The sequence below is a fragment of the Variovorax paradoxus genome (genome assembly GCA_016806145.1).
Classification (GTDB): domain Bacteria; phylum Pseudomonadota; class Gammaproteobacteria; order Burkholderiales; family Burkholderiaceae_C; genus Variovorax.
This window is the reverse complement of sequence record CP063166.1, coordinates 22,730-35,287: the sequence shown is the minus strand read 5'-3', so window position 1 is coordinate 35,287 and position 12,558 is coordinate 22,730. Positions and strand designations below refer to the sequence as shown.

Genomic DNA, 12,558 nt, shown 5'->3' with positions numbered 1-12,558 from the left:
GCCCCCTTTCCATCCACGAAGGAGCAGAAACGATGAGCCAGAAATTCCAGGTCGCGGGCATGAGCTGCGGACATTGCGTGAACGCCGTGCAGAACGCGGTGCAGACGGTCGACCCCGAGGCCCAGGTCACGGTCGATCTCGAGACCGGTCATGTCGACGTGCTGAGCCAGCAGCCGCGCCAGGATCTGGTGGCGGCGATCGAGAACGCCGGCTACCGGGTGCAGTGACGGTGCCGGTCACGCACGGCCCCGTGGCGATCGGCGAGGCCGCCCGGCTGTCGGGCGTTTCCGCGCGCATGGTGCGCCACTACGAGGGCCTGGGCCTGCTGAGCGCGGTGGCGCGCACCGACAGCGGCTACCGCCAGTACGGCGAGGCCGACATCCACACGCTGCGCTTCATCAAGCGCTCGCGCGACCTGGGTTTCTCGATGGAGGAGATCGCCGAGCTCGTGGGCCTGTGGCACAACCGCCGGCGCACGAGTTCGAGCGTGAAGCGCATCGCGCAGAAGCACCTCGAGGAACTGGAGCAGCGCATCGCCGACATGCAATCGATGCGCAGCACCCTGGCCCACCTGGTGCACTGCTGCCACGGGGATGCGCGGCCCGACTGTCCGATCCTCGACGATCTGTCGAAGACCGCCTGACGACTCAGGCGCCGCGCACGAGCGACAGCACCTTGCCCGCGTCGAGCGTGCGGGCCTTCTCCTGGATCGCCGGCAGGTAGCGCGACTGCAGGCCCTGGCCTTCCTGCACCACGCCCGAGAAGGCGTCCTTGAGCATCTGCGTGGACAGCGTGCGGCCGCCCGCGTAGTAGCGCTTGGCGACATGGCCCAGCGCATAGGTGGTCGCGAAGCTCATGCCCGAACTCACGGCCTGCTTGCCGACGCCGCGCAGCAGGCCGCCGCCCACCTTGCCGAGCAGCCCGCCCAGCAGCTTGCGCCCGGCCTGCTCGAGGTACTGCGAGGTCAGGCCCACGCCCACGGTGGCGATGAAATCCTTGACGTGGCCGCTGTCGAGCTCGTAGCCGTGCGCCTTGCCGATGCGGTAGACCAGCTTCATCTGCAGCGGAATGATCGCCATGGTCGACAGCGTCTCGGGCAGCAGCTCGAGCGCGCCGTTGAGGATGGCGGCGTTGAGGATCGACTTGTCGAGCTCGGCGCTGTCGGGCGTGAGCGGCGATGCGCCCGCCGCGACGGCCGGCACCGGCGCCGCGGCCACCACCGCGCCGGCAGAGGCACCGGCCACCGCCCCGGCCGCCGCGATCTCCTCGGCCTGGTTCGAGAACTGCGCCGCCGAGGCATCGAGCCCGAGCGAGGTGCGCACGTCGGTCAGGAACATGCGCTCGGCCTGCGACTGTGCGCCGTCGGCATCGCACACGCACACCGCCATCTCGTAGCCGAGCTGCTTCGCCTCGGTGCTCTGCAGTTGCGCCGCCACCGACGGCAGCGAGACGCGCTTCATCAGCACGTCCTGGTAGAGCGTCGGCAGGTTCAGGCCGTCGGTCTGCGACAGCCCTTCGGCGATGCGCTTGATCTCCGCGCGCTCGCGTTCGTGCTTTTCGCCGTCGACGAAGGCAGCCAGCAGGCTGAGGGTCACGATGGCCTGGGTTTCGGAAGGTGTCACGGCTGGAATTTCCACAAGGTGAAGGACGAAGTTCGGTCGGAAGACTGGGTGAAGGTTCCGCCGCGCGTTCTCCCCACAAAGCGGGTGCAACTCTGTGGATAACCACAGAACTACTTTGTAGGGGCGCGGCAAGTTATTGATTTTTATGGGGAATCTACAGACCGCTTAAAAAATAGGCAATGAATTTCCTTACCCGAAAAACGCCTTTCGCAGATTTCCGGAAGGCTGTCAAAGGACAACTCTGGGGAGAGTTCTGGCACAAGCAGGTGGTTATCCACAGGGCCGGGCGGATGCGCCAGGTTGTCCCTTTGGCCGCGACAGCACGGAAGCACGGCTGCGCACAGTGACCGCGGTATGACAAGTGCTTGTCACATAACGAAAAAAGCGGCCTGTCCACAGAAGGGGCGGACCCTTATCTACTACTACTAATTTGAATAAGAAGAATAAGAAATAGAGAGAGACCGAAGGTCGCGCCCGAAAAAAAGTCCGAAGGCCGCGCGCCGTTGCAACGCCGTCGACGTGGCTGGCGTCCGCCCCGCGGCGCTCGCTACCATCGCCGGATGAGCTTCAAACCGCGGATCCTGATCGCCGAGGACGAATCGGGCATCGCCGACACCCTCCAGTACGTGCTCAAGAGCGACGGTTTCACGCCGGTCTGGTGTGCCACGGCGGAAGACGCGCTGGCGCAGTTCGCGCAGGAGGCGCCGGCGCTGGCGATACTGGATGTGGGATTGCCCGACATGAACGGCTTCGAGCTGTTCAAGCGGCTGCGCGCGCTGAACCAGGCCATGGGCGGACCGGAGGTGCCGATGCTGTTCCTCACGGCGCGCAGCGACGAGATCGACCGCGTGGTGGGGCTGGAGCTCGGTGCCGACGACTACGTGGCCAAGCCCTTCTCGCCGCGCGAACTGGTGGCGCGCGTGCGCACCATCCTTCGGCGCAGCGCACGCGGCGCGCCCGGGCCCTCAGGAGCGCCTGGCGGCGCCGGCGCGTCCGGACAGGGGGTCCCCCATGGCGCAGCGCCCCAGTCGGCGCCTGCGGCGCCTCAGACCCCTCCAGCGCCCAGCCAGCCCTTCGTGCTCGACCAGGAGCGCATGCAGATCCGCTACTACGGCCGGCTGCTCGAACTCTCGCGCTACGAATACGGCCTGCTGCGCCTGCTGGTGCAACGCCCGGGACGCGTGTTCACGCGCGACGAACTGCTCGAGCGGGTCTGGGACGATGCGAGCGAGAGCTTCGACCGCACCGTCGATGCCCACATCAAGACCCTGCGCGCCAAGCTCAAGGCGATCGCGCCCGAGGTCGAGCCGATCCGCACCTTGCGCGGCACCGGCTACGCCCTCAACGAAGAACTGCCCGCCAGGATCTCGTGACCCGGCGCACGCGCATCTTCATCGGCATCCTGCTGATCTACACGATCGGCATCGCCTTCCTGCTGTACCGCGTCGTCTCCGACATCGATCCGCGCTACCGCGAGTCGGCCGAGGAGTCGCTGGTCGAGACCTCGCAGCTGGTGGCCAGCCTGGTCGAGCAGGACGTGATCGCGGGTGCCATCAACACCGCTCGGCTCGAGCCGCTGTTCCGCACGCTCTACGCGCGCGAGTTCTCGGCCCAGATCTACAACCTGCACAAGAACCGGGTCGAGCTGCGCGTCTACGTGACCGACCGCGGCGGCCGCGTGATGTTCGATTCGCTCGGCCGGCACCTGGGCGCCGACTATTCGAAATGGAGCGACGTCAGCCGCACGCTGGCCGGTCTCTACGGCGCGCGCACCTCGCGCGACGTCGACGTCGATCCGCGCACCTCGGTGATGTACGTGGGCGCGCCGATCCGCTGGAACAACGAGATCGTCGGCATGGTCAGCGTGGGCAAGCCGGTGCAGAGCTTCGGCCAGTTCGTGGAGGACGCGCGGGCGCGCACGATCTGGGTCGGCGTGGGTTCGGCGCTGGCGCTGCTGCTGCTCGCGGTGATCGTCTCGGTCTGGCTGGTGCGGCCCTTCGGGCTGATCCGCGACTACTGGGGCTGGGTGCGCGCGCAGCGCAGCCTGAGCCTGCGGCGCATGGCGCGGCGCGCGGTCGATGCGGTGCGCAGCGGCTTCAGCGAGATGCGCGACACGCTGACCGGCCGCAACTACGTCGCCGACTACGTGCAGACCTTCACCCACGAGGTGAAGAGCCCGCTGTCGGCGATCCGCGGCGCGGCCGAGCTGCTGCAGGAACCGTCGATGCCGCACGAGGAGCGCGAGCGCTTCCTCGCCAACATCGCGCGCGAGACCCAGCGCATCCAGGAAATCGTCGACCGCATGATGGAGCTGACCGCGCTCGAGACCCGGCGCGCGCTCGAGCGCACGCAGCCGGTGGCGCTGGCTTCGCTGATCGAGGACATCGCGATCAGCGCCCGCAGCGCCGCGGCGCAGCGCAACATCCGCGTGCAGGTGGACATCCGGGCCGAGGCCTCGGTCGAGGGCGATCCCTTCCTGCTGCGGCGCGCCATCAGCAACCTGCTCGACAACGCGATCGATTTCTCACCGACCGGCAGCGAGGTCGGCATGACGCTGGAGACCACCTCGCGGCTGGCGCGCGTGAGCGTGCGCGACCGCGGGCCGGGCATTCCCGATTACGCGCAGGAGAAGGTCTTCCAGAAGTTCTATTCGCTCGCGCGGCCGCACAACCAGAAGAAGAGCACCGGGCTGGGCCTGGCCTTCGTCAAGGAGATCGCCGCGCTGCACCACGGCCGCATCGAGCTCGGCAACGCGACGCGCGGCGGCGCGGTGGCCACGCTCACGCTGCCGCTGCTGTCGCCCTGAGCTGTTACTGGCGCCCGATCAGCGCGAGGTAGTCGCGCCGCGTGCCTTCGCTGACCGAGGCGATCAGCTGTTCGTACGGAGTCTTGTGGCGCGCCAGCATGCGCGCCGAGGCCACCATCTTCGACTTGCAGAACCAGTGGCAGGTGTGCTGCATCAGGAACAGCTCGGCCGACAGCATGTAGGCCTTGTCCTTGGGACTGCGGCCGGCGCGGTTGTGCATCACCTCGTTGATGCCGCGCGCATGGATCGCGAAGGCCGTGCGCAGGTCGAAGGTCTCGCGCGGAAACATCAGGTGCGCATAGGGCAGCGTCGCCAGCGGCGAGGTGCTCACGCGCGTCTGCGCGGCATCGACGCGCGCGAACTCGGCCGCGAAATTGGCGAACTGGGCCGCGAGCCGCGCCTCGGTCGCGTCGAGCACGCCCCAGACCTGCTGGCGCCGCTCGGGATCGTCCTCGCCGAGGCAGCGCAGGTAGCCCTCGGTGAGGTTTTCCATCAGCTTCTCGATCTGATAGTTGCCCAGGTGGCTTGCCAGCAGCGCGATGCGCCGGCGCTGGTCGTGGGACTTGAGGAGGTAGGCGCCGATGGCGATCAGCGCCACCAGGGTGAGGATTTCCATGGACTTGGGAACGGGCGGACGGGAGGAAAGGGAGTGCGCCGAGTGTAGAGACCCCGGCGCGGCCCCCGCGGCCCGCGGGCCCTAGCGGAAGAAGTCCAGGATGCGGTTGCGCTCCTCGGGCGGCGGCGGCGCGCCGATCGGCACGCCGGTCAGCACCTCGACCGGCTGGGGCGCGGCCTCGGGCTCGAGACCCAGGCTCGCGACGCCGCGGCCCGGCGCGTAGTCGTCGAAGTAGAGCTCGCCGTCCACGTGCACCAGGCCCGGCGGCTCGGGCAACTGCGTCACCGGCACGCCGCGCAGCGCGGTCTGCATGTAGCCGGTCCAGATCGGCAGGCTCAGGCTGCCGCCGGTCTCGCCGCGCACGCCGAGCTGGCGCGGCGTGTCGTAGCCGATCCAGGTCACGCCGACCATGGTGGGCTGGAAGCCCGCGAACCAGGTGTCGAAGGAATCGTTGGTGGTGCCGGTCTTGCCGAACAGGTCGTCGCGCTTGAGCGCCTGGTAGGCCTTGAAGCCGGTGCCGTTGCGCACCACGCTCTGCAGCAGCGAGTCCATCAGGTAGGCGTTGCGCGCGGGGATCGCACGGTTGCTCTCGTCGAGCGCCGCCGGCTCGGTTTCCATCAGGACCTTGTCCTTGGCATCGGTCACGCGCGTCACGAGGTAGGGATTGACGCGGTAGCCGCCGTTGGCGAACACCGAATAGCCCGCGGCCATCTGCAGCGGCGTGACCGAGCCCGCGCCGAGCGCCATCGGCAGGTTGGCCGGATGCTTGTCCTTGTCGAAGCCGAAGCGCGTGATCCAGTCCTGCGCGTAGTCGGTGCCGATCGACTGCAGCACGCGGATCGTCACGAGGTTCTTCGATTTCATCAGCGCGGTGCGCAGCGGCATCGGGCCCTCGAAGCCGCCGTCGAAGTTCTTCGGCTCCCAGGGCTGGCCGCCGTTGGCGCCGGGCTCGAAGTACAGCGGCGCGTCGTTGACCACGGTGGCGGGCGTGAAGCCCTTCTCGAGCGCGGCCGAATAGATGAAGGGCTTGAAGCTCGAACCGGGCTGGCGCCAGGCCTGCGTCACGTGGTTGAACTTGTTCTTGCTGTAGTCGAAGCCGCCGACCAGCGCCTTGATCGCGCCGGTGCGCGGGTCCATGCCGATGAAGGCGCCCTCGACCTCGGGCAGCTGCGTGATCTCCCAGTTGTTCTTGGCCGTGCGCGCCACGCGGATCACCGCGCCGCGGCGGATCTTGATGTTGGGCTGCGCCTTGGCCGCCAGGCCCGACTGCGCGGGCCGCAGGCCTTCGCCCGTGATCTCGATCGCCTCGCCGTTCGCGCGCACCGCGCTGACCTGCTTGGGCGAGGCCTCGAGCACCACGGCCGCGATCACGTCGCCGTTGTCGGGATGCTCGGCCAGCGCGTCGTCGACCGCCTCGTCGACTTCCTTCGGATCGTCGGGCAGGTCGACGAACTTCTCGGGGCCGCGGTAGGGCTGGCGGCGCTCGTAGTCCATGATGCCGCGGCGCAGCGAGCGGTAGGCCGCCGACTGATCGGCCGCCACCAGCGAGGTGTAGACCTTCATGCCGCTGGTGTAGATGCTGTCGCCGTACTGCGCATGCATCATCTGGCGCACCGTTTCCGCCACGAACTCGGCATGCAGCCGGTTCGGGTCGGCGGCATCGCGCAGGTGCAACTCCTCCTTCTTGGCCTCGGCCGCCTGCTCGGCGGTGATGAAGCCGGTCTCCTGCATGCGGTCGATCACATAGAGCTGGCGCGCGCGGGCGCGGCGCGGATTGGCCACCGGGTTGTTGGTGCCCGGTGCCTTGGGCAGGCCCGCGAGCATCGCGGCTTCGGCGATCGTGATGTTGGCCAGCGGCTTGCCGAAGTAGGCATCCGATGCCGCGGCGAAACCGTAGGCACGGTTGCCGAGGTAGATCTGGTTCATGTAGATCTCGAGGATCTGGTCCTTGGTCAGCTGCTGCTCGAGCCGCAGCGACAGCAGGATCTCGTAGGCCTTGCGGCTCAGCGTGCGCTCGGAACTCAGGTAGACGTTGCGCGCCACCTGCATCGTGATGGTGGAGGCACCCTGCTTGCGTCCGCCCTTGAGGCTGGCCACCGCCGCGCGCACGAAGCCCTTGTAGTCGACGCCGCCGTGGTCGTAGAAGCGCGCGTCCTCGACCGCGAGCACCGCGTCCTTCATGACCTTGGGGATCGCCGCGAAGGGCGTGAGGTTGCGGCGCTCCTCGCCGAATTCGCCGAGCAGTTCGCCGTCGGACGAAAACACGCGCAGCGGTTGCTTGGGCCGGTAGTCGGCGAGTTCGGAGCTGTCGGGCAGGCGCGGCGAGATCAGGGCGATGGCGACGGCGCCCGCGACCGCGAGCACCAGCACGCCCGAGCCCGCGACGATGGCGCTCCAGACGGCGATGCGCTGCCAGCGCGGTGGTTCGGGGGCGTCGGGTGAGCGGGGCTTGAAGGGATTGAACATGAGGGAGGTCCTGCTATTGAGAGAGTCCGCGCAGGCGCGGGTTCCGGGCCAGTCGCGATGCGCTCGCGGCCAGCATGGCGGCGTCGATGGCGCCGCGGCCCTCGGCCTGCCGCGCGCAGTGCATCGCGTCGAAGTACTTGTCGTGGTCGTAGGCGACCAGCAGCAGGTCCACGCCGGCATTCAGCGCACGCACCGTGGCGTTGCACAGGCCCCGGTCGTAGGCTGCACCCATCGTGAGATCGTCGGTGACGAGCAGGCCGTCGTGCCCCCACGCGCCGCGAATCACGGACTGCACGATTTTGCGCGAGAACGATGCCGGATGGTCGGGGTCGAGTTCTGGAACGATCACATGGGCGAGCATGACAGCCGCTTGTGTCGAAGCCGACACCTCTTGAAACGGTTTCCAGTCATGTGTTGCAAGTTGGGCCGCGGGCGTGCGCAGGAAACCGGCCGCATGGTGCGTGTCCTCGGCCACGCCGGCCAGTCCCGGAAAGTGCTTGAGCGTGCCTTGCACGCCGGCCGCTTCGAGGCCCTGTTCGTAGGCCCGCGCCACCTCGGCGACCAGGGCCGGGTCGGCCGAGATCGCGCGTTCGTCGATGCGGGTGTGCAGGTCCCAGCGGCCCGGCGCGCGGCCGGTGCGCAGGTCGACCACGGGACTGAAGTTGAGCGTGATGCCCAGCGCGGCGAGCGCCCTGCCCTGTTGCTCTCCGTAGGCACGGGCGCGTTGCGCGAGGTCGTTCTCGGGCACGTCGGCATCGATCAGGGTGGCGAGCGGCGGCTGGCGTTCGATCAGCGGCGAGAGCCGCGACACGGTGCCGCCTTCCTGATCGGTCGCGACGATCAGCGGCGGCAGACCGGCTTCGGTGCGCAACTGCTGCAGGCTCGAGATCTCCTCGCGCAGCTGCGTCGCGCTGCGGCCCCTGACGTTGCGGCCGGTCACGAAGATGCCGCCGATCGAACCCTGGCGCGCGAGTTCGCGCAGCATCGGCATCTCTGCGTTCTCGTAGCCGACGATGAAGTGCGCGCCGAGCCTGCGTGCCTGCGCGTCCGACGCGGCGAGCACTTCCGAGCGGCGCTGGCGGCTCGACAGTTCGTCGGCCCCGCTGCAGAGCATCACCGCGCACAGCAGCCCGAGCAGCATCGGCCGCAGCGAACGGCGCGCGAAGCGCCAGACGATCGCCACGCCGCCGCCCGCGAGCGCGAGCAGCAGCGGCACTTCCCAGGCGCGCATGAAGCGCAGGTGCGGATCCTTCAGGTGCCAGGCCCAGAAGCAGAGAGCGACCAGCGCCAGCCAGCCCAGGGCACCGAGCGCGACGCGCAGCGCTTTCATGCCGGATCGGTGAGGGCCGCCGGTGCGGCTTCGGGCCGGCGCGACAGCGCATACCAGTCGACCTTGCGCGTCATCAGCATCAGTGCCGAGAGCATGCCGAAGATCAGCAGCGCGCCGAGCAGCAGCGCATTGCTCTCGGAGGCCAGCAGTCCGTAGAGCGCACCGTAGAGCACCGCGACGAAGGCCGCGAAGCCGCCGCCGCGCTTCCAGCTGCCGAGCACCTCGGCGAAGTAGATGCCCAGCAGCAGCACGCTCGCGCCGGCCGCGCCCGCATAGGCGAGCCAGAAGGCCAGCTTCTCGGACAGCGCCAGCAGCAGCAGGAAGAAGATCGCGATCGACAGGCCCACCAGGCCGTACTGCACCGGGTGCAGCCGCAGCTTGCGGAACAGCTCGAACATGAAGGCCGCCATCAGCACCAGGCCGATGAAGAGCGCGCCGTACTTGCCCGCGCGGGTGCTCATCGAATAGACGTTGATCGGCTGCGCGAGCGAGACGTCGAAGCTCTGCGGGTTGAAGGGCTGCGCGCTGGCGCGCACATTGCCGTTGGCCGAGGCCGCCGTCGCGTCGGCGCGGCCCGCCAGGTCGACGCGCACCTGCTCACGCGCCGAGCTCACGAGCGAGGACACGCGCCAGTGTGCATCGAAGCCTTGCGGCGTGACCTCGCGCTGCGCCGCGAGGAAGCGGCCGCCGAAGCTCGGATGGGCCCAGGGCGACTTCAGGTGCGCGCTGGTTTCTTCCGCGATCGGCACCATCGACAGGGTGTCCTGGCCGACCAGCGAGAGCTTCATCTCGAAGGGCAGCGGCGCGCGCGACTGCCATGCGGCCAGGGCCGCGCCGCCGAGCGGCGCGTGGATGCCGTTGGCGAACCAGGATTCGTCGGGCAGACCGGGCACGCGCTGGCGCAGTCGCAGTTCGGCGCCGTTCACCGTCAGCGCGGGCGAACCGTCGAGGCCGCGCAGGTCGCTCACGTTGAAGGCCACGAGCGGGGCCTTGAATTCGATCTTCGACCCGGGCTCGCTGTGCGCGACCGCCTCGGGGTCGAAGGCCGCGAAGCCGCCCGACAGGGTGGCGTCGAGCGTGTAGAACGGAATCTTGAAGATGCCGCGGTAGCGCTGCTGCGGCGTCATCGAACCCTCGATGTGCAGCTTGTCGGGGAAGACCACGTGCGCCATCTCCTTGCTGCGCGCCTCCTGGCCGATCACCTTGCCCTGCGCGTCGCGCAGCGGCTCCATCCAGCGCTCGACGTAGGGCACCAGCAGCAGCGGGCCGACCACGGTCTGCGGGCCCGCGTAGGTGGCGGCCAGTTCGGCGGCGGCTTCGCGCTGGCTGTCGCCGCGCTCGTTGTTGATGCGGTCGATCTCGGCCAGCGGAATGCACAGCAGCAGCACCAAGAGCAGCAGCCCGCCCACCTTGGCCAGCATCGAATCCTTCAGCAGTTGAAGCATGTTTTCTCTCCTCGTTGACGACGGACCGGATGCTCGCCGTGCGATCCGAAGCCCGTGTGAAGCGAGGCGGCGCGGCGACTTCACGCGGACTTCACACAGCGCGGCGGACTTCAAGAAGCCTTCCCATTGCCTTCTCGGGGGCTGGCGACAGTGCGGGCCATCCGATACACAGAGAAGAGGACCCGACATGCACACCCCCTCCACCCACCGACCCGGCCGCTGGCTCTGGCTGGCGACGCTGAGCCTCGCGGTCGCGGGCTTCGTCGCGCTGAGCCTGAATCCCGTGCATGCGCAGGAAGCAGCCGGGCCGCGCCTGAAGACCGAGAGCCCGTACTTCTTCGTGAAGAGCGACGATCCCTCGATCGACCGGCTGCCGCTCAAGGGCACCGAGGTCTCGGTGAAGATCTCGGGCGTGATCGCCGACGTGACGGTGACCCAGACCTACCGCAACGAGGGCCAGCGGCCCATCGAGGCCAAGTACGTGTTCCCGGGCTCCACCCAGGCGGCCGTGAGCGGTCTCAACGTGCGCCTGGGCGACCGCCTGATCACTGCGCAGATCCGCGAGAAGCAGCAGGCGAAGATCGAGTACGACACCGCCAAGCGCGAGGGCAAGACAGCCGCGCTGCTCGAGCAGTACCTGCCGAACGTGTTCCAGATGAACGTCGCCAACATCCTGCCGGGCGACGACGTGAAGGTGGAGCTGCGCTACAGCGAGCTGCTGGTGCCGCAGTCGGGCAACTACGCGTTCGTGTTCCCCACCGTGGTGGGCCCGCGCTACAACAGCCCGCAGTCCTCGAATGCGCAGGCGCCCTGGGTCGGCCAGCCGACGCTGCGCGCGGGCGTCGCGGCCGGCACCACCTTCCGGCTCAAGGCCAGCATCGACACGCCGATGGGCCTGAAGGAGATCCGCTCGGCGACGCACGCGATCGACGTGAAGAAGAGCGACGAGGACCGCCATGCCGAGATCGTGCTGGCCGCCGACGGCCGCCCGGCCGACAACCGCGACTTCGTGCTCGACTACCGCCTCGCGGGCGAGAAGATCGAATCGGGCCTGATGCTCTACAAGGGCCAGGGCGAGAACGCCGAGAACTTCTTCCTCGCGATGGTCGAGCCGCCCAAGGCCGTGGCCGCCAGTGCCATCTCGCCGCGCGACTACATCTTCGTGGTCGACATCTCGGGCTCGATGCACGGCTTTCCGCTCGATACCGCGAAGGTGGTGCTCGAGCGCCTGATCGGCGGCCTGCGCCCCAGCGACACCTTCAACGTGCTGCTGTTCTCGGGCAGCAACAAGATGCTGTCGCCGGCCTCGGTGCCCGCGACCCGCGCCAACATCGAACAGGCGCTGGCCACCATCAAGAACTTCAACGGCGGCGGCAGCACCGAGCTGATCCCGGCGCTCAAGCGCGTGTACGCGGAACCGAAGGACGAGAAGGTCTCGCGCACCGTGGTGGTGGTGACCGACGGCTACGTGACGGTGGAGCGCGAGGCCTTCGAGCTGGTGCGCAACAACCTGTCGAAGGCCAACGTGTTCGCCTTCGGCATCGGCTCCTCGGTCAACCGCAGCCTGATGGAAGGCATCGCGCGTGCCGGCATGGGCGAGCCCTTCATCATCACCGACCCGGTGCAGGCGCCCGAGCAGGCCGCGCGTTTCCGCCGCATGGTCGAGTCGCCGGTGCTGACCAGCGTCAAGGCCACCTTCGGTGGGCTCGACGTGTACGACGTGGAACCGCAGGCGCTGCCCGACGTGCTGGGTGAACGGCCGGTGATCGTGTTCGGCAAGTGGCGCGGCGAAGCGCGCGGGCGCGTGATCGTCGAGGGCCAGGGCGCCGAAGGCCTGTACCGTCAGGAAGTGCGCATCGATGCGCGCACGCGCCAGGACACGGCCGCGCTGCGCACGCTGTGGGCGCGCCATCGCATCCAGAGCCTGAGCGACCAGGAAGCGCTCGAAGGCAGCGCCGCCTTCAAGGACCGCATCACCGAGCTCGGCCTCAAGTACAGCCTGCTGACCCAGTACACCAGCTTCATCGCGGTCGACAAGGTGGTGCGCAATGCCGCGCCGCAGGACAGCGCGAGCGTGAACCAGCCGCTGCCGATGCCACAGGGCGTGAGCGACAGCGCGGTGGACGGCGGCGCACTCGGTGCCGAGGTGCCGAGCACGCCCGAACCCGAGACGCTGGGCGCCATCGCGGTCGTGCTGTCGATGCTGGCGATGCTGCGCCGCCGCGCGCGCCGCCATGATTCGCGCCGTTTCACGGCTTGACGCGGGGAGCACG

General features: G+C 68.6%; 10 protein-coding genes. 5 read left to right on the top strand and 5 right to left on the bottom strand.

Annotated elements, in window-relative coordinates:
- The first annotated feature begins 32 nt into the window (after positions 1-32).
- A complete protein-coding gene (locus tag INQ48_00160; protein QRF57715.1) occupies positions 33-227 on the top strand; it encodes a heavy-metal-associated domain-containing protein in 195 nt (64 codons plus the stop codon).
- Positions 224-643, top strand: coding sequence for a Cu(I)-responsive transcriptional regulator (cueR, locus tag INQ48_00155; GenBank protein ID QRF57714.1), 420 nt, complete (start codon positions 224-226; stop codon positions 641-643). Before INQ48_00160 ends, cueR begins: the two co-directional genes overlap by 4 nt.
- Positions 644-647: 4 nt before the next feature.
- On the opposite strand, the gene INQ48_00150 is transcribed toward cueR, so the two are convergent.
- Positions 648-1,622, bottom strand: coding sequence for a TerB family tellurite resistance protein (locus INQ48_00150; GenBank protein QRF57713.1), 975 nt, complete (start codon positions 1,620-1,622; stop codon positions 648-650).
- A gap of 560 nt (positions 1,623-2,182) precedes the next feature.
- Between INQ48_00150 and INQ48_00145 the strand changes: the two genes are divergently transcribed.
- Entirely contained in the window at positions 2,183-2,995 is an 813-nt protein-coding gene (locus tag INQ48_00145) for a response regulator (GenBank protein QRF57712.1), read from the top strand.
- Complete coding sequence (gene creC / locus INQ48_00140; protein ID QRF57711.1) at positions 2,992-4,428, top strand: two-component system sensor histidine kinase CreC; 1,437 nt, start codon at positions 2,992-2,994, stop codon at positions 4,426-4,428. The genes INQ48_00145 and creC overlap by 4 nt, the downstream gene beginning before the upstream one ends.
- Before the next feature lie 4 nt (positions 4,429-4,432).
- On the opposite strand, the gene INQ48_00135 is transcribed toward creC, so the two are convergent.
- The 4 genes from INQ48_00135 to creD form a co-directional block, all read right to left on the bottom strand.
- Positions 4,433-5,044 carry a hypothetical protein gene (locus tag INQ48_00135; GenBank protein QRF57710.1) on the bottom strand — a complete coding sequence of 204 codons (612 nt, stop codon included), beginning with the start codon at positions 5,042-5,044 and terminating at the stop codon, positions 4,433-4,435.
- 81 nt (positions 5,045-5,125) lie between these two features.
- Positions 5,126-7,510: a penicillin-binding protein 1A gene (locus tag INQ48_00130; protein QRF57709.1), complete on the bottom strand. Its 2,385-nt coding sequence runs from the start codon at positions 7,508-7,510 to the stop codon at positions 5,126-5,128.
- A gap of 13 nt (positions 7,511-7,523) precedes the next feature.
- The gene (locus INQ48_00125) at positions 7,524-8,840 is read right to left on the bottom strand and encodes a glycoside hydrolase family 3 protein (GenBank protein QRF57708.1); all 1,317 of its coding nucleotides are present in this window, start codon (positions 8,838-8,840) and stop codon (positions 7,524-7,526) included.
- Positions 8,837-10,285 (bottom strand): cell envelope integrity protein CreD, encoded by a 1,449-nt coding sequence (gene creD, locus INQ48_00120; protein ID QRF57707.1) that lies wholly within the window; start codon positions 10,283-10,285, stop codon positions 8,837-8,839. Before creD ends, INQ48_00125 begins: the two co-directional genes overlap by 4 nt.
- Positions 10,286-10,472: 187 nt before the next feature.
- On the opposite strand from creD, the gene INQ48_00115 reads away from it, so the two are divergent.
- Positions 10,473-12,545, top strand: a complete 2,073-nt coding sequence (locus INQ48_00115; protein ID QRF57706.1) for a VWA domain-containing protein — start codon at positions 10,473-10,475, stop codon at positions 12,543-12,545.
- The last annotated feature ends 13 nt before the right edge of the window (positions 12,546-12,558 follow it).

Excerpts from the sequence above, each read along its gene's own strand:
- INQ48_00125 (QRF57708.1), bottom strand. The coding sequence starts at position 8,840 with ATGAAAGCGCTGCGCGTCGCGCTCGGTGCCCTGGGCTGGCTGGCGCTG.
- creD (QRF57707.1), bottom strand. The coding sequence starts at position 10,285 with ATGCTTCAACTGCTGAAGGATTCGATGCTGGCCAAGGTGGGCGGGCTG.
- INQ48_00115 (QRF57706.1), top strand. The coding sequence starts at position 10,473 with ATGCACACCCCCTCCACCCACCGACCCGGCCGCTGGCTCTGGCTGGCG.
- INQ48_00135 (QRF57710.1), bottom strand. The coding sequence starts at position 5,044 with ATGGAAATCCTCACCCTGGTGGCGCTGATCGCCATCGGCGCCTACCTC.
- INQ48_00145 (QRF57712.1), top strand. The coding sequence starts at position 2,183 with ATGAGCTTCAAACCGCGGATCCTGATCGCCGAGGACGAATCGGGCATC.
- INQ48_00130 (QRF57709.1), bottom strand. The coding sequence starts at position 7,510 with ATGTTCAATCCCTTCAAGCCCCGCTCACCCGACGCCCCCGAACCACCG.
- INQ48_00160 (QRF57715.1), top strand. The coding sequence starts at position 33 with ATGAGCCAGAAATTCCAGGTCGCGGGCATGAGCTGCGGACATTGCGTG.